The following is a 21,200-nucleotide window of genomic DNA, read 5'->3' as shown; positions in this document are numbered from 1 at the left end:
GGTTGGGCCGGGACTTTAATTCTTTTTCGTCGGCGCGTCTTCCACCGCCACGTGGTGTTCACGCAGCCAGGTCACGACCTCTTCGCGTTGACGCTTCGCATCGGCCGACAAGATGTTCGAAGGTGTCATGGTGAGGTAACGCTGGAACGTCAGGTTTTGCCGGTTTTTTGCCAGCGGATCGGCCCCCGCCTTGAGCAAGTCCAACACGCGTTGGTTCTCGTTGATCTTCGCCGCCACGTGCAGGGGCGAGTTGCCCGCCCGGTCGGTCACGTTGGGGTTGGCACCGGCCTGAAGCAATTTGTGGAACTGGACTTCGCGTTCCGCCATCAAGGCGCCCATCAGCGGCGTCGCTCCACTCACCGGGTTGGGCACGTTCACATCCACGCGGTGCGCGATCAGAACGTCGAGGTACGCCGCATCGTTCGCCTTGGCCGCGTAGTGCATCACCGTGTCGCCCTGCTCGTCGGTGTGCGTGGGATCCGCGCCCGCGTTCAGCAGCGTTTCGAACGAAGCCTTGTTCTTGGTGAGCATGGCCCACTCGAGCAAGCTCGTTCCCTTGTCGCCGACGGCATTCGGATTCGCGCCCGCCTTGATCAGCTGCTCGATCCGCGCGGTGTCCCCCTTGGCGGCAGCCTCGGCCACTTGCGCGGCCTGCGGATCGGTGAACACCTGCGTCGCGTCGACCGAGTTCTCCACCGATGCGGTTTCCTTCTTACCCTCGGCGCCTTTCCCACACGCGCTGCACGACAGCACGGCAAGGGACAGCAACACCGACGGCCAAACCAAATGGAACTGCGAGATACGAATCACCATGGCGGGTACTTGCGGATGGAGTCTTGGACCGGTCCAATCAAGTGTAAATCTATACCATGCTTGGTGCGGGCGCCCGGAATCCACTTCTGGATGCCCGAGAGCGGCTTGGGATCTGGCAGGGTGATCTTGTGACCGAGGGCATCCGGCATCACGCCCCTGGTAGCGATGTTCTTTTCCTGCAGGTTCGTCAGAATTTCCCCGTCGACGGCGTAGCGACGGATCTGTCCGTTTTCGGCTTGCTGGCGGACGGCGTCCGGATCGAGATCGAGCCGTTGAATCGTCTTGTCGTTGACGCCCGAGGCATTGAAGGTGACCGCGGGCGACCCCGTGGCAATCGCACCGGTGGCCGCCAAACCTCCGCCGAGCGAATGGCCCGTGATGACCAGATCGTCACCGAAGGCCGCCTTCGCATCTTTGGCGAGTGAGATGGCTTGGTTGTACTGCGCGTCGTTGAATCCGAGCCCCTGCGTGAAGTTCGTCTTCCAGTCCTTCAAGTCGTTGCTGCCCGAGTAGGCGAGCACGGTGTTGCCGTTGGCGTCGCGGTAGATGCCCGCTTGAAAGCCGCTGGAGGGATCGCGCAGCGAGGAGGGGTCGATCCCTGCTGCCTGCAATTGCTCGTCGGTCAACCGGGTGAAGCCGTCGATGGACCCGGTGCCGGGCGTGCCTCGCGACACGTCCGCCGCGATGTCGGCGAAGGTGCCGTCGATGGGCTTCGGAGCTTGACCACTCACTTGCTCGCCGAACGATCCACCGCCCGGTGTGTCCGCGGCCGTGAACGCGAGGGCCTGCGGCGGCCCGCCCGCAGGTCCTGTTGCCGCCGAGGACTCCGAGTTCCCACCCGAGCCTCCGGAGCCGTTTGCACCGCCCCCACTGCCGCTTCCGCAGCCCTCCATGTTGGCCGCACACTCGACCTGCGACTTGACGCTCTTGCCAAGAAGCTTCCAGCCACCCGCGGCCAACACACAGATGGCCACGAGGAGAAGTGCGTATTCGACGAGGCTTACACCCCGTGTGTCGCTAAGGAGGCTCTGTCGCCTCGGTCCTGTTTGGATGGTTCGCGGTGCCATTCGCGTGGATGGCAGCCAAAGCAAGATTCGCACGCAGGCCGGCCCGTCGTTTGCATCGCGAACGGTCGCGAATCCGAAGCGTTTCGAGGTTGTTTTCGCGAGAAAATGATGGCAACCGACGCGACCACGAGGGGTCGCAGATCCACCAGCTGGCTCGCAGGGTGTTCATAGGGTTAGGGATTTTGACGCTCTTCGTCATTTCTAAACCCTAAACCCTAAACCCTCTCTCAATCCCATGTAGGCCAAAGTACGGACTTGGGAAACGCTTGCGACAAAAGTGTTTCCAAGCGGGTGGCCTCGGCTTGCGAAAAACCGGAGAGCATGCGTGCGTCGAGATCGAGCACCGCTTGAACCCGGCCGTCGCCGTCGCGCACGGGCAGCACCAGTTCGGACAAGGTGGCGTCGTCGCAGGCGATATGGTCCGGAAAGACCCGGACGTCGGGCACGAGCTGCGTCTCGTTGTTTCGGGCGCAAGCACCGCACACGCCGCGACGGAAGTCGATGCGCAGGCACCCCATCGGCCCCTGATAGGGACCCACCGCCAGGGTCTGCGCAGCCACACGTCGGTAAAATCCGACCCAGCTGGTTTGGGGTAGCGTTTCCCATAACAGTGCCGATAATGTTGCCTGGATCACAATTGGGTCCGTCTCGCCGTCGACGGCGGCGAGAATCTGGGGGAGGGCAACGTCGAGTCGCTCCAATCGGTTCGACTCGGGCAGGAGTTCGCCGCGGCGTATGTCCAAAGAGGTCAAAGAGGGCAGCGCAATGCCTTCGCTCATGGCTGTGAGAATGGCATAGGCGGCGCGCAAGAGGCGGTCTATTCTTCGCCGGTTTAAGGAAAGCACGAGGGGGGGAAGCATGGCGGTTTCGTCGTACGAATTGGTGGAAGACGTCGACCTCGGCACGCTCGTCCGACTGCCCGAGAACGAAGTGCGAACCATGCTCGCCGGCATCGAGCCCGCGCGAAAGAGGCTCGGACGCCGCTGGTACCGGTGGGCGGACATTCACCCGTACCTGACGCGCACGCAGATTGCGCGGGCGCGGCGGCTCTTTCGTGAACACGGGATGAAGGTGCGCACGTCGAAGCAATGGGTCGCCGGTTATCCGCGGCTCATGGCCGAGTGGCACCCCACGAAAAACGGAGACATCGTTCCGTGGAAGGTGAGCTACGGCTCGCAGAAGCGCATTTGGTGGAAGTGCCCCAAAGGCCCCGACCACGAGTGGCACGCGATGCCCAAGTCGCGCACCGGCAAGCTCCCCGCGGGGTGCCCATTCTGCACCGGCAAGAAAGTTTCGGTGACGAACCGCCTGTCCATCCACGCGCCGGAAATCGCGGCGCAGTGGCACCCGAAGAAGAACGGCAAGCACTCGCCGGACGACTTCGTGGTGGGCTCCAAGTTCAAGGCGTGGTGGAAGTGCCCCAAGGCCCCCGCGCACGAATGGCAGTCGTTCATCGTCGACCGCACGACGGTCTCACCGAACTGCCCCTTTTGCGTGAACCGGCGCATCTCCATCGATCGATCCATCGCGGTCCTGGCGCCCGATCTCGCACGCCAGTGGCATCCGACGAAGAACGGGAAGCTCTCGGCCAAGGACGTCGGGCCCTGGTCGAACGATCCCGTGTGGTGGCGTTGTGAGCGGGATGCCACCCATGTCTGGGAGGCCCCGCCGAACCAGCGGTTCCGTGCCAAGAACCGCTGCCCGTTCTGCATCAACCGGCGAACGGCGGCGAACAATGCGCTTCTCACCTTGGCGCCGCACCTGGCCGCCGAGTGGCATCCGACGAAGAACGTCGGCCGTGCGCTGTCCGACGTGCGCGCCACCGCCGTGTACAAGGTGTGGTGGAAGTGCCCGAACGGTCCCGACCATCAATGGCGCGCGACCGTGCTCGATCGCTACAAGAAGGGCTCCAAGTGCCCGTTCTGCCGGGAGTGGCGTCTTTCGGTGACCAATTCGCTCGCGGTGAAGCATCCGCAGCTCGCGGTGGAATGGCATCCGCGCCTCAATCGCAGCTCGCTGCCGTCGCTGGTCACGGGCAAGTCGCGCAAGAAGGTGTGGTGGCAATGCCGGCGCAACAAGGCTCACGTTTGGTACGTGTCCCCGTACCGCCGGCTCGAAGGCGAATCGGGCTGCCCGCATTGCGTGTGGAGCCTGCCGCCCGGGCCGCTGCGATCCATCCAGCGAGCGGCCCCGCAAGCCGGAGCCCCGCACGTGAGAGCCCCGCAAGCGAGAAGTGGGACCCAAAGGCCGACGCCGCCTCCGCGAAAGCGTCCGCAGCCGGAGGCGAGCTTCTGATGTGATAAAGATGCGGGAGCCATGCTGCTCCCGCATCTTTCCGTGCGCTGCTACCCGCACCAGAGTGCGCGGCACCAGCACGCGTGGCACCAGCTCATCGTCCCCATCGAGGGGGCGCTGGGCATCGCCGTTGGGCATCGGGAAGATCGCTTGGACCGGTTCCGCGGGGCGCTCATCGCGCCGGGAGAGTGGCACGCGTTTCAGGGCATCGGCGACAACCGCTTCCTCGTGCTCGACGTGGGCGAGGACAGCATGCGCGAGATGCCCGCGGTGGCGCGCTGGCTCGGGCGCGGTGCGGCCGCGCACTATTTTGCCGTCGAGGCGACGGTGCAGCACCTTGCGCGCGGACTGCTTCCTCTTCTGGAGCGCACCGCCCGCGAGCGGCCCGCGGATCGCCTGCAGCAGCACGGCGCAGGGTTGCTCTTGTTGGCGCTGTCCGAGCTTCACGACGGGAGCGCACAGCGGATGCCCGAGCGCCTTCGCCGCGCGGTCGATTTCATCCATCGCCACTACGCCGGTCCCATTCGGGTGGCGGACATCGCCGCGGCGGCATCGCTGGGCGCGAGCCAGATGCACGCGCTCTTTCGGTCCGTCTACGGCATGACGCCCATGGATTACGTGGCCGAGCGGCGCCTCGATGGCGCCGAACGGCTCCTGGCCGAGCGCGCCCTCCCCATCGCTGAAATCGCTCTGCGGTGCGGATACGCGGACCAAGCGAGCCTCACGCGTGCGATGCGTGCGCGCCGTGGCACCACGCCCGGTGCGTTTCGGCAGTCTGGAACAAAGACGCCGTAGCCTCCGGCAAGACACGCTGTGGCGAATCCCTACGATGCGCGGTCATGAAGACGCGCGCGACGCGATGGGGATGCGTGGCCATCGGCCTTTGGGCCACCTTGGCGTGGCTCAGCACGTCGGCGCGCCGCCTGCCGCCGTTTCAGCTTTTGGCGATGACCTTCGCCGTGGCGACCGCGCTCGGTTTCGCGCGCATGGCGCTCTTCGGCGGCGCGAACGCATGGACGAGCGCCTTTCGCCAGCCGCGGCGCGTGTGGCTCGTGGGCGTGGGCGGCCTCTTCGGCTTTCACGCCTTCTACTTCGTCGCCCTGGCCAAGGCGCCCGCGGTGCACGTGAGCCTCATCGCCTACCTCTGGCCGCTGCTCATCGTCGTCCTGTCCGGCGCGCGAAGTGCGCGCGCGCTCACCGGTGCGGCCATGGGACTCTGTGGCGTGGTCCTTCTCGTCGCGGCCCGCGGCGGCCTTCACGCCGGCGTCCGCCCCGAGCATGCCGCAGGCTACCTCGCCGCACTCGCCTGCGCCTTCACCTGGGCAGGCTACTCCGTCTCGAACCGCCGCTTCGTCACCGTGCCGGTCGACACGGTGACGGGCTTCTGCCTGGTGACCGCCCTTCTCGGCGGCGCCGTTCATGCGGCCACGGAGACGACCCTCGTTCCGACACCGCACGAGATCGCGTCGGCGGTGGCCTTGGGCCTCGGCCCCGTGGGCGCCGCCTTTTTTCTATGGGATCACGGCACGAAGCATGGCGACCTGCCGCTGCTCGGCGTTCTCTCTTATGCGACGCCGCTCCTGTCCACGCTTCTCTTGATCGCCACCGGCGCGGCGCGTGTTTCGTGGAGCATCGCCCTGGCGTGCCTCTTCATTGCGGGCGGTGCGTGGTTGGCCTCCTCTAAGGATGCGCGGCCGCGTTCAGCACCTCGATCCGCTGGGCAAGCCACGCCCGATGCCGCCGCTCGTCCGTGAGGTTTCGCTCGAGGATGGCCCGCAGATGCTGCGGAAGATCGGTCCGGTCCACCGCACGCTCGTAGGCGGTGTTCGTATCGTTCTCGTTGGTCCTCATCGCGATGAGGATCAATCGATCGCCGATGAGCGCGCTCAAGACGACCTTGCCCTTGGTGAGCACCTGCTTCATGTCGGGCCCATTGGAGGGGCGTGCGCCCATGGCCACGATCTCATCGCCGAGTTCGCGGATATGGCGCTCGTGATCGTGCATGTACGATGCGAGCTGTGCCCTGTCCGCGGTGTCCTTCAAGCGCGCGATGGCGGCCTTGTACGCTTCGATTGCATCGTAGTCGAGCTCGAGAAGTTGGTTAAGCAAGGACACCAGGTCCTTCTGAGTTCCCACCATCGTTGCCATGGCGTTCTCCTTTTTTGCGCAAACGTGATCAATCGCGTTGCACAAGGGGGGAGAGCGAGGCCCGTGCCAACCGCGCCTCTTCGGCACGCCTATTTGCCGTGTCGCGCAGCCTCACAGCGCGTGCGCAACGGACCACACGCGTGGCACTCTTGCGGTCATGGGTATGCTGATCGATGGGACGTGGCACTTCGACGGTGGGGTCATCCCCGTCGGGCCTGGCGGTAGTTTCGTCCGACCGGAGACGAGCTTCCGCCATTGGATCACGCGCGACGGCGTGGCGGGGCCTTCGGGCGAGGCAGGTTTCCCCGCCGAGGCGGGGAGGTACCATCTCTATGTGTCGCTGGCCTGTCCCTGGGCAAGTCGCACCCTGATCTACCGCTCGCTGAAGGGCCTCACACGGATGATCGGTCTCTCGATCACGCACTGGCTCTGGGCCGAGCAGGGGTGGACCTTCTCGCCGGGGGAGGGCGTGGTGCCCGATTCGCGGAACGGCGCGTCGTTCCTGCACCAGCTTTATACGCGCGCCCATGCGACCTACAGCGGTCGCGCGAGCGTGCCCGTTCTATGGGACACCCACCGGAACACGATCGTCAGCAACGAATCGGCGGACATCATCCGCATGTTCAACAGCGCCTTCGACGGCGTTGGCGCGGCGGCGGGCGACTACTACCCCGAGCCCTTGCGTGCGGAGATCGACGCCATCAACGACCGCGTGTACGCCACGCTGAACAACGGCGTGTACAAGGCGGGCTTCGCCGTCACGCAGCACGCCTACGAAGCGGCTGTCGCGCCGTTGTTCGAGACACTCGACTGGCTCGACGCGCGCCTTCGAAACCGCCGCTTTCTCGTGGCCGATACCCCCATGGAGTGCGATTGGCGACTCTTCACCACCTTGATCCGATTCGATGCGGTGTACTACGGCCATTTCAAGTGCAACCTGCGCCGTCTTTCCGACTACCTGCATCTGTCCGCTTACACCCGCGACCTTTTCCAGTGGCCCGGTGTGGCTGAGACCGTCGATATGAATCACATCAAACGGCACTATTATATGAGTCACAAAAAAGTGAACCCCACCGGGATCGTCCCCGTGGGACCGCTGTACGATTTTGGCGCGCCGCACGGCCGCTCTGATCTAGCCCTATAGGATACCCAGGACGAGGAACATGACCGCGAACGACACGTCAGGATTGACCCTTTATGAGTTGGCCGGAGCCGATCCCGAGCTGAGGTTCAGTCCGTACTGCTGGCGGGTGCGCATGGCGCTGGCCCACAAGGGCGTAGAGGTCGAGCACGTCCCCGTCCGCTTCACCGAGAAGGAGAAGATCGCCTTCTCGGGCCAGCGGCTGGTCCCCGTTCTTCGTGACGGCGATCGGATCGTGACGGACTCCTGGCGCATCGCGCTCCATCTCGAGGAGCGCTTTCCGGAGCCCTCGTTGTTCGGCGACCCCGCGACGATCCCGCTCACGCAATTCGTGAGCGCGTGGGCCGACACCACCGCGATGTACCTTTTGAAGGTCATCTTGCTCGACATCTACAACGCCCTCGACGAGTCCGATCGCGAGTACTTTCGCTCGTCGCGCGAGAAGCGCTTTGGTGTGCGTCTGGAGGCCTTCGTGGCCGACAAAGAGATGCACCTCGCGGGGTTCCAAAAGGCGCTTCAACCCCTGCGGGCGATCCTCACGGACCGCGACTTCGTGGCCGGCGACACCCCCACCTACGCCGATTACTGCGCCTTCGGCATGTTCATGTGGGCGCGCGGCGTCAGCAACACGTTGCTGATCCCGCCCGACGATCCGCTCTTCGCCTGGCACGAGCACCTCCTCGATGCCTTCGACGGCCTCGCCCGCAAGGCCCCGCGCCATCGCTAGACGGCGCTCGAGTTAGCGGCGCGAGCCGGCGGCGTACACTCGTTGGGTCACCGAGGTGATCTTCGCCGCCGCGTCGTCCCATGGCGTGGTTCGCGGATAGAGGGCGAGGACGATGAGGATTTTCTGATCGCCATCCACCATGCCCGTGGTGTGGAGAAGACGACTCTTGAGGTCGAGGTCCGCCGGCGGCGCCGTGCGCGGGCTCGGCGACGCGGCGGCCGATGTCGATGCGGCGGGCGTGCCTACCCCGGGGCGTTCGGCGTGGGGGGCGGCGGGCTGGCATTCGCCTCCGGCGGGAACGTCGCCGAAGGCCGACCAGCCTTGTTTGACGCGAAAGGGTGGATGCACCGCCCGCGGAATTCCAAAATACTGATCGCGCCCGTCGGTCGCGCACGAAGTCGACTTTCCAATATTGTCCAATACGAACCGCCGAAAATCGTCGTTTGGAGCATCCGCGAGGTATCGGTAAATTCGTAAAATATCCCACGCGGTAAACGCGGTATGTCCCCAAAAATCGGGATTGGCCGGCCGTCGGGTGTCCTGCAATTCGAGCTTGAGGACCATGCGATCGATCACGGCGATTTGGCCCCCGCGGTCCCAAAAGTCATTGGCGGCGTCATCGTCGCTCGAACGCAACATCGATTGAAGTGCCGCGAAGTCTTTTGGCGGAATACCACTCAGAGACCCTCTGGAATACAAATAGTCCAATGCGATCAGTATCTTGACTACCGATGCCGAGCGATACGCCTTGTCCGGATTTCGCTGCGCGAGTACGCGGTCTTTGGCGCGATCGTACAGGAGATAGCTCGTATCCATATCCGGGGGGACGGTGACGCTGTCGCTGTGATTTTCCGGAGGACTCGGTGCAATCGCGCTGGTTCCGCTCGCGGAGCATGCTCCCACGAGCGTCGAGAGAAGCACGCAATGCACGCATCGCACCCATTTTCCCCGTCGCATCCAATGCCTCCATGCCGACGTCGTTCCGCTCGTATGGCGCATGTGCGTCACCATAAGCGCCGGAGGGCGCTTTCGGCACCTTTTCGAGGGGCCAGACGGGGGCTGAATAAATATTCATGAACGGGACTTTGCTGCAGAAAAATAGCCCTTTCGTCGATGCTCGCCTGCGCTTGGGCGGGGTCGTCCCCAACAGAACCGCTAGACGCCGCGCCGCCAAACACGTAAACCCTAGCGCCCGTGAAGTCTCGTCAATCTTCGCTCGCCGCCACGGTGGAGCAGCTCCAGACGGAGCTCGTAAACGCCGTTTTCGACGCCCTACGCCAAAGTGCGGTCGCTGCGCTTGGCACTGCGCTCACGCCCACCGGACGCCTTTTCAACTTCTCCGAGGCGGATATAGCGCGGGTTCGCCCTGCGGCGCGGCAACGCGCCACGCCAACGCCCGCGCGTGGTCGCCGCGCCTCCAGCACGCGCAAATCGTCGGTTTCGAGTTCGCAGCTCGCATTGCCGCTGCGCGATTCGTCTCCGCCGCCGGCGCAGGACACGCCGTTCACCATCACGGACCCGTCCGTGCTTTTGGCATCGGTGCAAGCCGAAACGGCTCACCCACTGCCACCGGTGCAAAAGATTCCGAGCCGGCGCGGTCGCAAACCGCGTGAGCCGCGGGTGCTTCAAGCGCCACAGGAAGTTGCACCTGTCGAGCCCGAGGTGGCCGCGCCGCCTGCGCTGCGTGACGGCGAGGAAGTGGCAAAAGCCGTTCTGGGCGGAGGCGTCGTCCTTCGTCGCCGCCGCACGTGACGTGAGTTGACAACGCATCGGCTCGGGCCCTAAAGCTCGTAGTCATGCGCTATTCGCACGCATTGGTCGTGGCGGTGTGGGCTTCGGCTTCCATGTTCATGGGGGGCTGTCGCGAGAAGAAGACGGAAGATGCCAAGTCGAGCACCAGTACCGAGACGACGGCCACCACGCCGTCTCGCGATACGATTTTGCTCGGCCACGTCGGGGCTACTTCCGGGGGCGAGGCAACGTACGGCTTGTCGTCGGACAATGCGTTCAAGCTTGCCGTCGAAGAGCAAAACAAGAAGAACGGCATCAAGGGCAAGAAGATCGAGCTGAAGACGCTCGACGATCAGGGCAAGCCGGAAGAGGCGGCGATCACCGCGACGCGCCTCATTACGCAGGACAAGGTCACGCTGATTCTGGGACCGGAGACGTCGGGCCGCTCGCTCGCCGTCGCGCCGATTGTCGACCAGAATCACATTCCGATGATCACGCAGTCGGCGACCAGCGCCAAGGTCACGCAAGACGGCGACAAGACGCGCCCTTACGTCTTTCGCACCTGTTTCATCGATCCGTTCCAGGGAACGGTGATGGCGAAGTTCGCGCGGGAAAACCTGAAGGTCAACAAGGTGGCCATCCTGCGTGACGTGGGGAGCGATTACTCCGTGGGGCTGGCCAACTCGTTCACGGCGAAATTCACCGCCATGGGCGGGCAGATCGTCGGGGACGTGAGCTTCAAGTCGGGCGAGCCGGATTTCAAGGCGCAGCTCACCGCCGTGCGCGGCAAGGCGCCGGACGCGATCTACGTGCCGGCGTACTACACCGAGGTGGCGCTCATTGGCCGCCAAGCCCGCGAGTTGGGAATGAAGCAGCCGCTCATGGGTGGCGACGGCTGGGACTCGCCGAAGCTGTTCGAGGTTGCCAAGGGCGCGTTGGATGGTTCGTACTACTCGAACCACTACAGCCCGGACGACCCTTCGCCGGTGGTGCAGGAGTTCATCGGCAAGTACAAAAAAGCCTACAACGCGACCCCCGATGCCTTCGCGGTTCTCGCCTACGACGCCGTCAATTTGGGCTTCGCCGCCATGGAGCGCGCGAAAGATCTCAGCGGTCCTTCGATCCGCGAGGAGCTGGAGAACACGAAGAGCTTCAAAGGCGTCAGCGGCACGGTGAACATCGACGAGAAGCACAACGCCATCAAATCGGCCGTCGTCATCAGCATCGAGAAGAACGCGCCGAAGTTCAACGCGAAGGTCGAGCCGTAATAGGGACGCCGTCGCCGGCCAGCAGCTCGCGGTGGCGCCCCGGCCGCATGAGGCGCGCCGCGAGCAGATCGAGCACGGCACGAACGCGTGCCGTGCGGCGCAGATCCGGGTGGGTGAGGAGCCAGAGGGTCGAGGCCATCTCCTCGATGGGCGGCAGGACGCGCGCGAGGCGCGGATCGGTATCGCCCATGTAACAAGGGAGTGCCGCGACGCCGACCCCTGCGCGCGCGGCCGCATGCAACGCAGGAAGTGAGCTTGCGCGGAAGACGATGCGATCGGGCGCCACATGCGCGTCGATCCATCGCGCCGAGCCGAGGTGCGCGAGGTGGTCGTCCGGCGCGAGCCAATCGTGCTCGTCCATCGGGCGCGCGCGCCGCTCGAGGTACTTGTGCGAGGCGTACACCGCCGTGGCGATGGTGGCGAGCTTGCGCGCGGCGAGATGCTCGGGCGCGTTCACCGCAGGGCGCAGCGCGATGTCGGCATCGCGGCTCAAGGTGAAGAAGGCGTCGGCGGTCACCACCTCGAGCACGATGCCCGGGTGCTTCGCCCGAAGCTTCACGATGGCCGGCGCGAGAAGGCGGAGCAACGTCTCCGTCGTGGTGAGCCGCACGATGCCGGTGGGACGCACGTCCCGCCCCATGAGCCGGCGCTCGAGCTCGTCGAGCTCCCCGATGGCGCGCCGTGCCGACGCCACCGCCTCCTCGCCCGCCGGGGTGGGCACGTAGGCATGCCGCCCGCGATCGAAGAGGCGCACGCCCAGACGCCCTTCGAGGGCTCCCAGCCTGCGCCACGCGCTCGCGTGGTGCACGTCGAGCCGCCGCGCGGCCTCGGCCAGCGATCCCGTCTCGGCGAGCACGGTGAGCAGACGCAGATCGTCCATGGCGAACGATGTTTGCGGCGAACGCAAAGCCATCTTGCGATCGTGCCATATTTTCTTGCAGCCATGTAGACACCACCTTGGAGGCATGAAACTCCACTACGCCGCCGGCACCTGCTCGCTTTCGCCCCACATCGTCGCCTCCGAGGCTGGGATCCCGCTGGAACTCCAGCGCGTCCAACTCGGCAACGATCCCGAGTACGTCGCCCTCAATCCCAAGGGCTACGTCCCCGCCCTGGGCCTCGACGATGGTTCGCTTCTCACCGAGGGTGTGGCCATCGTGCAATACCTTGCCGATCGCGCACCCGAATCGGGCCTCGCCCCGCCCGCCGGCACGGCGGCGCGTTACGAGTTGCAGTCGTGGCTCACCTTCATCTCGTCGGAGCTGCACAAGATGTACAGCCCCTGGCTCTTTCACCCCGAGTACGGCGAAGTGGCGCAGCAGGTCGCGCGAGAAAAGATCGCCACGCGCCTCGCCCTCGTCGAGCGTCACCTCGCCAAGGGTGCTCCCTTCCTTCTGGGCACGACCTTCACCGTCGCCGACGCCTACCTCTTCACCATCGTCGGGTGGTCACCCTTCGCGAAGATCGATCTCGCACCGTACCCGCACCTGCGCAACTACATGAACCGCGTTTCCGAACGCCCCAAGGTCCGCGAGGCCATTTTCGCGCACGGGATGAAGATCGCTTCGTATTAGCTTCGCGCGGGGCGGCGGCTGCGTCCTTCTTTCAGAAGGTGGCCCCAGAAGAGCAGCTCGGTCATCACGTCGCCGGCGCGTTCGCGCGCGCGCTCGTCATCGGGGAAGCCGCGGTGGTCGGTGCGGAAGGCGCCGAGGCGCAGGTTGACTTCGTCGCGAATGGGCATCATGCGAAGCTCGCTGGTGACTTGGCGGAGTTGCTCGATGGCGCGTGCTCCCGAGGCGGAGAAGCCGTAGCTCACGAAGGCCACGGGCTTGTCGTTCCAGGGCCCGTACAGCGCATCGAGCGCGTTCTTCAGCGTTCCCGGGTAGCCATGGTTGTACTCGGGCGTGACGATGACGAAAGCGTCGTGCGCCGTGATGCGCTCGGGCCAGCGCTGCCCGAAGGAAGGGTCGAAGTCGCGAAGATCGAGCAGCTCCGGCGCCACATCGCTGCGCGTCCCGAGCAGATCCATCACCCACCGCGCGATGGGTTCGCCTTTGCGCCCCTCGCGCACGCTGCCGAGGATGACGCCGATCGAAAGGGTCGAGTCGTTCATGCCCAGGACGATAGAACCTCGACATTACTTGAGGTCAATGCGAAATCCGCTATGGTCTCGCGTATGTCGGAGCTCACCGTCGGCGAGCTGGCCGCGCGCAGCGGTGTTGCCGTGTCCGCGTTGCACTTCTACGAATCCAAGGGTCTGCTTCGCAGCCGCCGCACCAAGGGAAACCAGCGGCGCTATGCGCGCGATGCGCTTCGCCGTGTCGCCTTCATCCGCGCCGGCCAGCGCGTGGGCATCCCCCTCACCATGATCCGCGAGGCGCTGGCGCTCCTGCCCGAGCAGCGCACGCCCACGCCGGAAGACTGGGCACGCCTCTCCGCGCAATGGCGCGAAGAGCTCGACATCCGCCTCGCGCAACTGCGCCTCCTGCGCGATGGACTCACCGATTGCATCGGGTGCGGTTGCCTGTCGCTCGAGCGCTGCGTGCTGGTCAATCCGTACGACAAACTGGGGCGCGAAGGGCCCGGGGCGCGCCGGTGGCCGCTCGACACGGAGAGCTCGGGGCACAAATCCTGTGACGTGCCCGCGTCTACAAAGGGGACGAAGCGCAAACTACCTTTGCTCCAACCAAGGAGAACGTCATGAAGAATGTCTTGCTGGCCGGGGCGCACGGAGTCCTCGGACGCGCCGTCGCCGAGCATTTTGCCTCGCTTCCCGGGTGGGCACTCACCACCGTCGCGCGTCGTGGTGCGCTGACGGGACTTGTAGGGCTCGATGGCCATGCACCGCCGCGGCACCTCTCGGTGGACTTGCTCGATGCGCGCGCATCGCAGGAGCGCCTCGCCGAGGCCCGCACGACCACGCATCTGGTGTTCACCGCGTACCTCGAGCGGCCGACCATGACCGAGAGCGTCGCCCCCAACGTGGCCATGCTGGCGAACACGCTCGATGCGCTCGCCGCGGCGAAGGCGCCGCTCGAGCATGTGATCTTGGCGGGCGGCGGCAAGTCGTACGGCGAGCACCTCGGGCCGTACAAGACGCCGGCCAAGGAGAGCGATCCGCGCTTCTTGGGCCCGATTTTTTACAATGACCAAGAGGATCTCTTGGCCGAGCGCGCGAAGAAGTACGGCTTTACCTGGACCGTGCTCCGCCCCGATGCGGTGATCGGGTTGAGCCTGCAATCGCCGATGAACCTGCTGATGGGGCTCGCCGTGTATGCCTCACTCTGCAAAGACGCGGGCGTGCCTCTGCGGTTCCCCGGCAAGCCGGGCGCGTGGACCGCACTGCATCAGGTCACCGCGGCGGATTTGTTCGCGCAGGCGGCGGAGTGGGCCACGACGACGAAGGCGGCGGCGGGGCAGATTTTCAATGTGACCAACGGTGACTCTTTCCGATGGCAGCATCTTTGGCCGGACATCGCGGCCTTCTTCGACATGCCGCACGCGGCGCCGCAGCCGATGAACCTCGTCGAACAGATGCGCGACAAGGAGCCGCAGTGGAACCGTCTCGTGGAGCGGCACGGGCTGCGCCCCACGCCATGGTCAGAGGTGGTCTCCTGGGGCTTCACCGATGCCGTGCTCGGCACGGATTACGACATGGTGCAGAGCACCATCAAGATTCGCCAAGCCGGCTTCAACGGCTGCGAAGACTCGCACGCGAGCTTTTTGCGCCACCTCGGCCGGCTTCGACGCGAGAAGTACATTCCCTGATGAAACCAGGAGGGCGCCCGCGGCGTAGATGAATCATGTTTCGCATGATCAAGACGATTAAGGGCATCCTCGGTGTCATGACGGTGGTGGCGTGCGGTTGCCACGGAACTTCCAACGAGGCCGCGGCGGCGGAGACCAGCTCGGCGCAGACGGCGCGCGGTACCGTCGTGAAGACGTCGGTGGGTACCAAGCCTGGGCAGGCCGGGCAGGGGACGCCTCTTGTGGTCGAAAATGGCCACGCCCTCGCGGCCTTCGCCGAAGGTTGCTTCTGGGGTTCGGAGAATACGTTCCGCCACGTTCCCGGTGTCGTGGCCACCGCCGTCGGCTACACCGGCGGCAAGACGACGTCGCCGACGTACGAAGACGTGAGCTCTCACACCTCGGGTCACGCCGAAACGGTTCTCGTGGAGTTCGATCCTGCCAAGGTGACGTACGCGCAGTTGCTCGGCGTGTTCTTCCGCTCGCACGATCCCACGACGAAAAATCGCCAGGGCCCGGACATCGGCGACCAGTACCGCAGCGCGATCTTCACGTTCTCGGCGGAGCAAGAATCCGCCGCGCGGGCCGCGGCCGCCGAGGCCCAGACCAAGGTGAAGAAGCCCATCGTGACGCAGATTTCGCCGATTGGGCGCTTCTGGATCGCGGAGAACTACCACCAGCAATACGACGAGAAAACCGGCCGCGAATCGTGCCCGCTGCCGAGTGTGCTCGGCAATACTCAATAATCCGAAGGAAACCGCACCACCTCGCGCCGAATCGCCGTCAGCGCAGGTCGCCGTCCCCGTGGGGCACATGTCGGGCATCCCGATCCATGCGTCGTCCGGTTCGTCACGAAGGCGCGCCACTCGTGGCCGAGGACGCAGCGCCACCAGAAGCGGCGCCCTGTGCCAGGAAGTATATCCTTCGGCGTCACGGGGCGATTCTTCGTGGGGTGCCATTCGGAGGCGACGCGGGGATACTTCGCGTGAAGCGAATTGGTCACCGATAGCTTGCGCCCGCCGCAGAAGGGGCACCCGTTCTTGGCGCGCACGCGGCTGGCGACGGCGCAGAGCCACTCGTGGTCGGGCCCTTTGGGGCACTTCCACCACACCTTGTGGCGGCTCACCGACGAGACGTCGCTCGGCCGGAGTTTCCCGTTTTTCGTGGGGTGCCAATAGCGCGCAAATTGCGGCGCGTCGGCCTTCAACGTGGTGCTCTCCGAGAGAAACCTCCGCGAGCACATCGGGCAGCCCGTTTGGTGGCTCACCCGGTGCCCGATGGGCGCTTGCCACACGTGGTCGCGGCCCTTGGGGCATTTCCACCAGCGCTTGGACCACGATTGCGCGGACACGCGGTCGGGGGTGATCTTCCCGTTTTTCGTGGGGTGCCACTCGCGCGCAATCTTCGGGGCCACGATGGCGAAGCAATTGGTCACCGACACCCGCCGGCCGCGGCAATAGGGGCAGCCATTCTCACGGCGCGTGCGATCTTCCACCTTGGTTTGCCATTCGTGATCCGGCCCGTTCGGGCACTTCCACCACACGCGCCGGCAGGACGTACCCACCACCTCGTTCGGCGTCAGCGGCAAGTTCTTCGTGGGGTGCCACTGCTTGGCCACTTTGGGAAACTGCTTCGCCAGCGAGTTGGTGGCCGACACCTTCTTGCCCGCGCAGTATGGGCAACCCTGTTCGCCATACGCGCGCTTCCATGGCGTGGCCTGCCAAACGTGATCGCGCCCGTTCGGGCACCTCCACCAGATGTACTTGTCCGACCCGGCGCCGACCTGCGCCGGGGTCAAGTGGTGGTTCCGCGTTTTGTGCCACTCGGCGACGAGCCGTGGAAAGTCCGCGACGACCCTCGTACTCACAATGCCTCAATAGCACGAGCCCGAGGGCAATGGATACCGCCCAATGGGCGCGTCGCAACGACACCGAGCAACGTCGGTACCGTGAAGAATCGTTGCTCTAGATGGTGCGAACCAACCCGCCATCGGCGCGCTGAGCCGCGCCGTTGATGGCCGCCGAAAGCGGTGACGCGAGGAACGCGATGACATCCGCAATTTCCTCGGCGGTGGCGAAGCGTTGCAGCAACGATGCGCCGTTCATCTCGGCGCCGAAGAACGTGTTTTTCACCTCCTCGAGGCTCTTGCCTACGCCGGCACCGATCTTCTCGAGGAAGGCATCCACACCTTCGGTTTGCGTCGGTCCCACGATGACGCTGTTCACGGTGACCTGCGTGCCCTTGGTCAGCTCGGCCAGGCCGCGGGCGAGCGACACTTGCGCCGTCTTGGTCACCGAATAGTGAATCATCTCCGGATATGGCTTGAGCGCCACTTCGCTGGAGACGAAAATGACCCGTCCCGAATTGCGCTCGAGCATGCCCGGGAGAATGGCCCGTGCCAGCCGAATACCGCTCATGACATTGAGCTCCCACATGGAGATCCAATCGGCATCGGTCACTTCGGGAAAAGGTTTGAATTCGAAATAGCCAACGTTGTTTACCAGGATATCGATCTTCGGCCCGTCTTCCAGGATGCGAAGTGCAGCTTGGGCGCCCTCCGCCGAGCCCAAGTCGGCGGCGATCCCGCGCACGTCATGCGCCTCCCGTTTCGGATCGATCGCGCGAAGCTCGGCCACCGTGCGCTCTACGCTCGCCTGCGAGCGGCCCGTCACGACGACCTTGGCGCCCTCTCGAAACAGACGCGCCGCCAGCGCCTTGCCGATGCCCAGCGTCGATCCCGTGATGAGTGCCGTTTTTCCTTCGATGTGCAAGTCCATGTCGAATCTTCCTTCTTTCGCTTTTCGACGCCGAAGTTAGGTCGCCCGGCATGTTAGAACCACGTAAACGCAGTTAACGATCTGTTAAGCAGGGCAAAACGATGCCGTCTTCCTTCGATCCCAAAGCCGTTCATCTCGAACTGTTGCGCACGTTGCTCGCGGCGGCCACGGCACGCACCTTCGGAGAGGCGGCGAAGCAGCGAGGGATCAGCACTCCGGCCATCAGCCAACAGATCAAATCCCTGGAGACGCAGCTCGGCGTGCCCTTGTTCGAGCGGGTCGGACGCAATGCGCGGCTCACCGCCAGCGGCGCGGAGCTGGTGGCCGTCGTGCGGCATCAGCTCGCGCTTCTCGACGACGCCGTCGCCGCGTTCGTCGAGGACGGCGAGTCCGTGCGCGGGCGCGTTCGCATCGGCGGGCCGGGGCCGTTCAGCGCCATGTGGCTGCGTCCCCGGCTGGTGAAGCTCTTGAAGGCGCACCCCACCTTGCGCCTCGACGTGCGGTATGGCGTTCCCTCGGTGCTCACCAAGCAACTGCTCGCCGGGGAGCTCGATTTTGCCATCATCGTGCAGGATCCGACGGAGGCCTCGTTCGAGTCGCGGGTCATCCACGTGGAAGAGTTCGCGCCCGTGGCATCGCCGGCGTACGTGCGCAAACACGGCATGCCGGAGAGTGCGGCGGAGTTTCGGCAGCGGCCCATGATCGTGTTCGACGACGACATGGCCATGCTCGCGCCCTGGTGGCGTGCTGCGTTTGGCCGGCGAGAGCCCATGCCGCCCAGTGTCCTTTGCAGCGTGACCAGCCTGGAGGATATGCGGCAGCTCGTGCTCCAGGGGTTGGGCATCGCCGTGCTGCCCGACTATTTCACCGCGCGCGACGTCGCGGCGGGCCACTTGGTACGCGTTTGCAAACACGTGCAACCGGGGCGCCGCAAGCGCGAGGCGCACAATCCCGTGTATCTCTGCTGGCGAAAAGGCGTGGTCATGACCGCGCGCCTGCGCGCCGTGCACGCGGAGCTAACGGCGTGACTCCGTGGAAACGAGCGTGCTCGTCATGACGCGGATACCGCCTTTGTCGGTGGCGTACATCACCGGCGGCCCTGGCAGCGATTTCGCGAAGGCAAATCGCTTCACTTGGTCGCCATCACCCTGAACGACGTACATCTTCACGGCGAAGGTACCCGCCGGTGTGGCCACCGTCTCGTCGGTGATGGTCGTCCGCGCGCGGGGAAACGCCGCGTGCTGCCGCAGCTTTTCCCAGGGCACGCGCTCGCGTTTCGTGGGTTCCGCCTCGAGGCCGGATTCGTCGGTCACCGCAATTTCGATTTCCGCTTCTTCCGGTGTGGCGGCCACGAATCGAATGATGTTGCGCAATACCGGTTGACCGACCTCCTCGATGCGAAAGATGCGCGTGCTGCCCGGCGGGCAGGCATCGCGAATTTGCTCGGCCGTGTAAGGAATGGGCGCCGCGTCTCCGGGGATGGCGGGCGGCGGTTTGGCGCCACCACATCCGCTCAGGGCCAACAGCAACGAAGGAACATAACGCGCACTCCCCATGGTCGGAGCGTACTATAGAGATGGCCATGCCCACCGATTGGAATTTGCCCGACGTTGCGCAAAGCTACGAAGACTACGAGCCCATTCGCGAGCGGGCGCTGGCCTATCCCTTGATGTTCGAGGCGCTCGGCCTGGGCTCGCCGAATTGCCGCACCGTGCTCGATTACGGCTGTGGCACCGGCAAGGTCGCCGAGCGCATCGTGCGCGCTTACGACGGCGTGTCGGTGACGGCGGCCGATCCATCCGCGGGCATGCTGGGCATCGCGCGCAACAAACGTCCCCATCCGAAGATTACCTACCAGCAGATTGGCGAAGACCAACGGCTCGACGTCGCGTCGAATTCCGTCGACGGCGCGCTGAGCTGTTTCATCTTCGTGTGCATCTCCGAGGCCGAGCGCATTCGCCGCATCGTCGGCGAGGTGTACCGCGCGCTGCGCCCGGGTGGGACGTACGCGATGCTCGAGCTCGATCCGGCGTCCATTGGCATTCCGTTCTCCATCGTGCAAATGGGCGAGAAGGGCCGCACCTACGGCGCGGGCGATCCGGTGGAGGTCCGTCTTGCCGTGCCCGGGGCCGAGCCCATGGTCGTCGTCGATTACTACTGGCCCAAGGACGTGCACGTCGGTTTCCTCGAGGACGCGGGCTTCGGCGCGATCCGTGCGCATACACCGACGTTGCCCGTTGGCTACGACGGACCAGGGGCGGATCGGATGGCGGTCGAGCGCTCGCACCCACCGTACGTGATCTACACGGCTCGGAAGTGACGGCGCGTGACCGGCCGGACGCACTACGCTTCATCATTTGGTACAAGTTCGTGCGCGGTGGCGGCGCACTCGTGCTCGCTGCGATCGTGCTCGTTCTCGCCGTGGGGCACTTCGGTACGGCCTTGGCCGACGCCGTGTCGGGCGCCCTGCATCATCTGACGCACCCGTGGGCACACCGGGCAGGGGACGCCCTCGTGCGTGGACTGCAGGGCGGGTATCTCTACGTCGCGGCGTTTGCTCTCGGGGTCGATGGCTCGTTCACCTTGCTCGAGGGGGCCGCACTCGCGCGCGGTGCGTGGTGGGGACCGTGGCTGGTGGTGATCTCCACGTCGATGTTGCTCCCGCCGGAGGTCGTCGCGCTGTTTCGTCATGCGAGCGCGGTGCGGGCGGTCATCCTCGTTCTCAACGTGACCATTGTCGCATACCTGGTGAAGCACGCGCGTGCGCGCTAAGCCGAACGCATGCGCGCTCTCATCTTCGATCTCGATGGCACTTTGGTCGACACCGTGTACGCCCACGTATTCGCCTGGCAGCAGGCTCTGGCAGAAGCCGGAATGCCGATCGATGGCTGGCGCATCCACCGCCGCATCGGCATGAGCGGGGGCCTCTTCACGCGCGCACTGGCCCGCGAGATCGGGTCCAACATCTCGCCGGAGGAGGCGAAGGCCCTTCAAGATCGCCATGGGGCCATCTTCCGCCAGCTGCTTCCCGAGAGGCGGCCTCTTCCCGGCGCGGTGGCGCTGTTGCAACGCCTGCGTGAGCTCGGCATTCCCCACGGAATTGCCACCTCGGGCCGGCGTCCTGAAATCAATCAGTCCTTGGTGGCGCTGGAAATCCCGAGCAGCACCGTGGTCATCGAACGCGGCGACGTGGCCCGCGCCAAGCCCGAGCCCGACTTGTTCCTCGCCTGCCAATCGCGTCTGTCCGTCGCCGTCGAGGACTGTTACGTCGTGGGCGACGCCGTGTGGGACCTCCTCGCGGCGCGCCGCGCCCGCATGCTGAGCGTGGGCCTGCTCACCGGCGGCTACGGCGAAGACGAACTATCCCGCTCCGGCGCGTACCGCGTTTACCGCGACGCCGCCGACCTCGACGCCTCCCTGGACGAGCTCGGCGTCTTGCCCTGAAACGAGTCGGTCGACTTTTTTGCCTCCCGCCCCTTGATCCTC

Annotated in this window: 24 protein-coding genes and 1 pseudogene; 15 read left to right on the top strand and 10 right to left on the bottom strand. The window is 65.1% G+C overall.

Annotated features, from left to right (window positions below; translation table 11 throughout):
* Positions 1-15: 15 nt before the first annotated feature.
* The 3 genes from LVJ94_29770 to LVJ94_29760 form a co-directional block, all read right to left on the bottom strand.
* Complete coding sequence (locus LVJ94_29770) at positions 16-813, bottom strand: ankyrin repeat domain-containing protein (GenBank protein ID WXB01096.1); 798 nt, start codon at positions 811-813, stop codon at positions 16-18.
* Positions 807-1,787, bottom strand: a complete 981-nt coding sequence (locus LVJ94_29765) for a DUF2974 domain-containing protein (protein ID WXB01095.1) — start codon at positions 1,785-1,787, stop codon at positions 807-809. The genes LVJ94_29770 and LVJ94_29765 overlap by 7 nt, the downstream gene beginning before the upstream one ends.
* Positions 1,788-2,107: 320 nt before the next feature.
* Complete coding sequence (locus LVJ94_29760) at positions 2,108-2,740, bottom strand: GAF domain-containing protein (GenBank protein ID WXB01094.1); 633 nt, start codon at positions 2,738-2,740, stop codon at positions 2,108-2,110.
* On the opposite strand from LVJ94_29760, the gene LVJ94_29755 reads away from it, so the two are divergent.
* Genes LVJ94_29755 through LVJ94_29745 form a run of 3 tightly spaced genes read left to right on the top strand, consistent with a single transcriptional unit; the run spans position 2,739 to position 5,929 of the window.
* Complete coding sequence (locus LVJ94_29755) at positions 2,739-4,175, top strand: zinc-ribbon domain-containing protein (GenBank protein WXB01093.1); 1,437 nt, start codon at positions 2,739-2,741, stop codon at positions 4,173-4,175. The genes LVJ94_29760 and LVJ94_29755 overlap by 2 nt on opposite strands.
* Positions 4,176-4,196: 21 nt before the next feature.
* Complete coding sequence (locus LVJ94_29750; protein ID WXB01092.1) at positions 4,197-4,970, top strand: AraC family transcriptional regulator; 774 nt, start codon at positions 4,197-4,199, stop codon at positions 4,968-4,970.
* Between the two features lie 44 nt (positions 4,971-5,014).
* Complete coding sequence (locus LVJ94_29745; protein WXB01091.1) at positions 5,015-5,929, top strand: EamA family transporter; 915 nt, start codon at positions 5,015-5,017, stop codon at positions 5,927-5,929.
* Here LVJ94_29745 and LVJ94_29740 read toward each other — a convergent pair.
* A complete protein-coding gene (locus LVJ94_29740; protein ID WXB01090.1) occupies positions 5,856-6,323 on the bottom strand; it encodes a ferritin-like domain-containing protein in 468 nt (155 codons plus the stop codon). The two genes, LVJ94_29745 and LVJ94_29740, sit on opposite strands and share 74 nt — an antisense overlap.
* Before the next feature lie 157 nt (positions 6,324-6,480).
* Between LVJ94_29740 and LVJ94_29735 the strand changes: the two genes are divergently transcribed.
* Together LVJ94_29735 and LVJ94_29730 are read left to right on the top strand one after the other, a co-directional pair.
* Positions 6,481-7,467, top strand: a complete 987-nt coding sequence (locus LVJ94_29735; protein WXB01089.1) for a glutathione S-transferase family protein — start codon at positions 6,481-6,483, stop codon at positions 7,465-7,467.
* Between the two features lie 19 nt (positions 7,468-7,486).
* Complete coding sequence (locus tag LVJ94_29730; protein ID WXB01088.1) at positions 7,487-8,191, top strand: glutathione S-transferase family protein; 705 nt, start codon at positions 7,487-7,489, stop codon at positions 8,189-8,191.
* A gap of 12 nt (positions 8,192-8,203) precedes the next feature.
* Here the strand turns inward: LVJ94_29730 and LVJ94_29725 are convergent, their stop codons facing one another.
* Positions 8,204-8,830: a hypothetical protein gene (locus LVJ94_29725; GenBank protein WXB01087.1), complete on the bottom strand. Its 627-nt coding sequence runs from the start codon at positions 8,828-8,830 to the stop codon at positions 8,204-8,206.
* Between the two features lie 555 nt (positions 8,831-9,385).
* Here LVJ94_29725 and LVJ94_29720 point away from each other — a divergent pair.
* Positions 9,386-9,943, top strand: coding sequence for a hypothetical protein (locus LVJ94_29720; protein ID WXB01086.1), 558 nt, complete (start codon positions 9,386-9,388; stop codon positions 9,941-9,943).
* 44 nt (positions 9,944-9,987) lie between these two features.
* Positions 9,988-11,190 carry an ABC transporter substrate-binding protein gene (locus LVJ94_29715; GenBank protein ID WXB01085.1) on the top strand — a complete coding sequence of 401 codons (1,203 nt, stop codon included), beginning with the start codon at positions 9,988-9,990 and terminating at the stop codon, positions 11,188-11,190.
* Here the strand turns inward: LVJ94_29715 and LVJ94_29710 are convergent.
* Positions 11,168-12,070 carry a LysR family transcriptional regulator gene (locus tag LVJ94_29710; protein WXB01084.1) on the bottom strand — a complete coding sequence of 301 codons (903 nt, stop codon included), beginning with the start codon at positions 12,068-12,070 and terminating at the stop codon, positions 11,168-11,170. The genes LVJ94_29715 and LVJ94_29710 overlap by 23 nt on opposite strands.
* Before the next feature lie 85 nt (positions 12,071-12,155).
* Between LVJ94_29710 and gstA the strand changes: the two genes are divergently transcribed.
* Complete coding sequence (gene gstA / locus LVJ94_29705) at positions 12,156-12,764, top strand: glutathione transferase GstA (protein ID WXB01083.1); 609 nt, start codon at positions 12,156-12,158, stop codon at positions 12,762-12,764.
* On the opposite strand, the gene LVJ94_29700 is transcribed toward gstA, so the two are convergent.
* Positions 12,761-13,303: an NAD(P)H-dependent oxidoreductase gene (locus LVJ94_29700; GenBank protein ID WXB01082.1), complete on the bottom strand. Its 543-nt coding sequence runs from the start codon at positions 13,301-13,303 to the stop codon at positions 12,761-12,763. The genes gstA and LVJ94_29700 overlap by 4 nt on opposite strands.
* A 51-nt stretch (positions 13,304-13,354) precedes the next feature.
* Between LVJ94_29700 and soxR the strand changes: the two are divergent.
* From soxR to msrA, 3 genes and pseudogenes are all read left to right on the top strand, one after another.
* Positions 13,355-13,783, top strand: a pseudogene (gene soxR / locus LVJ94_29695) (redox-sensitive transcriptional activator SoxR).
* A 107-nt stretch (positions 13,784-13,890) separates the two neighbouring features.
* The gene (locus LVJ94_29690; protein ID WXB01081.1) at positions 13,891-14,958 is read left to right on the top strand and encodes an SDR family oxidoreductase; all 1,068 of its coding nucleotides are present in this window, start codon (positions 13,891-13,893) and stop codon (positions 14,956-14,958) included.
* A 44-nt stretch (positions 14,959-15,002) separates the two neighbouring features.
* Entirely contained in the window at positions 15,003-15,683 is a 681-nt protein-coding gene (msrA, locus tag LVJ94_29685; GenBank protein WXB01080.1) for a peptide-methionine (S)-S-oxide reductase MsrA, read from the top strand.
* Here the strand turns inward: msrA and LVJ94_29680 are convergent.
* Together LVJ94_29680 and LVJ94_29675 are read right to left on the bottom strand one after the other, a co-directional pair.
* Positions 15,677-16,804 carry a zinc-ribbon domain-containing protein gene (locus LVJ94_29680; GenBank protein ID WXB01079.1) on the bottom strand — a complete coding sequence of 376 codons (1,128 nt, stop codon included), beginning with the start codon at positions 16,802-16,804 and terminating at the stop codon, positions 15,677-15,679. The genes msrA and LVJ94_29680 overlap by 7 nt on opposite strands.
* A 97-nt stretch (positions 16,805-16,901) precedes the next feature.
* Positions 16,902-17,714, bottom strand: a complete 813-nt coding sequence (locus tag LVJ94_29675; protein ID WXB01078.1) for an SDR family oxidoreductase — start codon at positions 17,712-17,714, stop codon at positions 16,902-16,904.
* Positions 17,715-17,815: 101 nt separating this feature from the next.
* On the opposite strand from LVJ94_29675, the gene LVJ94_29670 reads away from it, so the two are divergent.
* Positions 17,816-18,742, top strand: coding sequence for a LysR family transcriptional regulator (locus tag LVJ94_29670; GenBank protein WXB01077.1), 927 nt, complete (start codon positions 17,816-17,818; stop codon positions 18,740-18,742).
* On the opposite strand, the gene LVJ94_29665 is transcribed toward LVJ94_29670, so the two are convergent.
* Complete coding sequence (locus tag LVJ94_29665; protein ID WXB01076.1) at positions 18,731-19,270, bottom strand: hypothetical protein; 540 nt, start codon at positions 19,268-19,270, stop codon at positions 18,731-18,733. The genes LVJ94_29670 and LVJ94_29665 overlap by 12 nt on opposite strands.
* A 26-nt stretch (positions 19,271-19,296) precedes the next feature.
* On the opposite strand from LVJ94_29665, the gene LVJ94_29660 reads away from it, so the two are divergent.
* The 3 genes from LVJ94_29660 to LVJ94_29650 are packed head-to-tail and all read left to right on the top strand — an operon-like array spanning position 19,297 to position 21,158.
* Positions 19,297-20,034 (top strand): class I SAM-dependent methyltransferase, encoded by a 738-nt coding sequence (locus LVJ94_29660; GenBank protein WXB01075.1) that lies wholly within the window; start codon positions 19,297-19,299, stop codon positions 20,032-20,034.
* The gene (locus tag LVJ94_29655) at positions 20,031-20,486 is read left to right on the top strand and encodes a DUF2127 domain-containing protein (protein ID WXB01074.1); all 456 of its coding nucleotides are present in this window, start codon (positions 20,031-20,033) and stop codon (positions 20,484-20,486) included. Before LVJ94_29660 ends, LVJ94_29655 begins: the two co-directional genes overlap by 4 nt.
* Before the next feature lie 9 nt (positions 20,487-20,495).
* Complete coding sequence (locus LVJ94_29650; GenBank protein WXB01073.1) at positions 20,496-21,158, top strand: HAD family hydrolase; 663 nt, start codon at positions 20,496-20,498, stop codon at positions 21,156-21,158.
* The last annotated feature ends 42 nt before the right edge of the window (positions 21,159-21,200 follow it).

The organism is Sorangiineae bacterium MSr11367 (assembly GCA_037157805.1).
Classification (GTDB): Bacteria; Myxococcota_A; Polyangia; order Polyangiales; family Polyangiaceae; genus Pendulispora; species Pendulispora rubella.
This window is presented reverse-complemented; position numbering and strand designations above follow the sequence as displayed.

What these genes read in the sequence shown, in the direction of transcription:
- LVJ94_29690 (WXB01081.1), top strand. Translation starts at nt 13,891, where the DNA reads ATGAAGAATGTCTTGCTGGCCGGGGCGCACGGAGTCCTCGGACGCGCC.
- LVJ94_29725 (WXB01087.1), bottom strand. Translation starts at nt 8,830, where the DNA reads ATGTTGCGTTCGAGCGACGATGACGCCGCCAATGACTTTTGGGACCGC.
- gstA (WXB01083.1), top strand. Translation starts at nt 12,156, where the DNA reads ATGAAACTCCACTACGCCGCCGGCACCTGCTCGCTTTCGCCCCACATC.
- LVJ94_29670 (WXB01077.1), top strand. Translation starts at nt 17,816, where the DNA reads ATGCCGTCTTCCTTCGATCCCAAAGCCGTTCATCTCGAACTGTTGCGC.
- LVJ94_29770 (WXB01096.1), bottom strand. Translation starts at nt 813, where the DNA reads ATGGTGATTCGTATCTCGCAGTTCCATTTGGTTTGGCCGTCGGTGTTG.
- LVJ94_29730 (WXB01088.1), top strand. Translation starts at nt 7,487, where the DNA reads ATGACCGCGAACGACACGTCAGGATTGACCCTTTATGAGTTGGCCGGA.
- LVJ94_29660 (WXB01075.1), top strand. Translation starts at nt 19,297, where the DNA reads ATGCCCACCGATTGGAATTTGCCCGACGTTGCGCAAAGCTACGAAGAC.
- LVJ94_29675 (WXB01078.1), bottom strand. Translation starts at nt 17,714, where the DNA reads ATGGACTTGCACATCGAAGGAAAAACGGCACTCATCACGGGATCGACG.
- LVJ94_29750 (WXB01092.1), top strand. Translation starts at nt 4,197, where the DNA reads ATGCTGCTCCCGCATCTTTCCGTGCGCTGCTACCCGCACCAGAGTGCG.
- LVJ94_29755 (WXB01093.1), top strand. Translation starts at nt 2,739, where the DNA reads ATGGCGGTTTCGTCGTACGAATTGGTGGAAGACGTCGACCTCGGCACG.
- LVJ94_29735 (WXB01089.1), top strand. Translation starts at nt 6,481, where the DNA reads ATGGGTATGCTGATCGATGGGACGTGGCACTTCGACGGTGGGGTCATC.
- LVJ94_29650 (WXB01073.1), top strand. Translation starts at nt 20,496, where the DNA reads ATGCGCGCTCTCATCTTCGATCTCGATGGCACTTTGGTCGACACCGTG.
- LVJ94_29710 (WXB01084.1), bottom strand. Translation starts at nt 12,070, where the DNA reads ATGGACGATCTGCGTCTGCTCACCGTGCTCGCCGAGACGGGATCGCTG.
- LVJ94_29745 (WXB01091.1), top strand. Translation starts at nt 5,015, where the DNA reads ATGAAGACGCGCGCGACGCGATGGGGATGCGTGGCCATCGGCCTTTGG.
- msrA (WXB01080.1), top strand. Translation starts at nt 15,003, where the DNA reads ATGATCAAGACGATTAAGGGCATCCTCGGTGTCATGACGGTGGTGGCG.
- LVJ94_29740 (WXB01090.1), bottom strand. Translation starts at nt 6,323, where the DNA reads ATGGCAACGATGGTGGGAACTCAGAAGGACCTGGTGTCCTTGCTTAAC.
- LVJ94_29760 (WXB01094.1), bottom strand. Translation starts at nt 2,740, where the DNA reads ATGCTTCCCCCCCTCGTGCTTTCCTTAAACCGGCGAAGAATAGACCGC.
- LVJ94_29665 (WXB01076.1), bottom strand. Translation starts at nt 19,270, where the DNA reads ATGGGGAGTGCGCGTTATGTTCCTTCGTTGCTGTTGGCCCTGAGCGGA.
- LVJ94_29715 (WXB01085.1), top strand. Translation starts at nt 9,988, where the DNA reads ATGCGCTATTCGCACGCATTGGTCGTGGCGGTGTGGGCTTCGGCTTCC.
- LVJ94_29700 (WXB01082.1), bottom strand. Translation starts at nt 13,303, where the DNA reads ATGAACGACTCGACCCTTTCGATCGGCGTCATCCTCGGCAGCGTGCGC.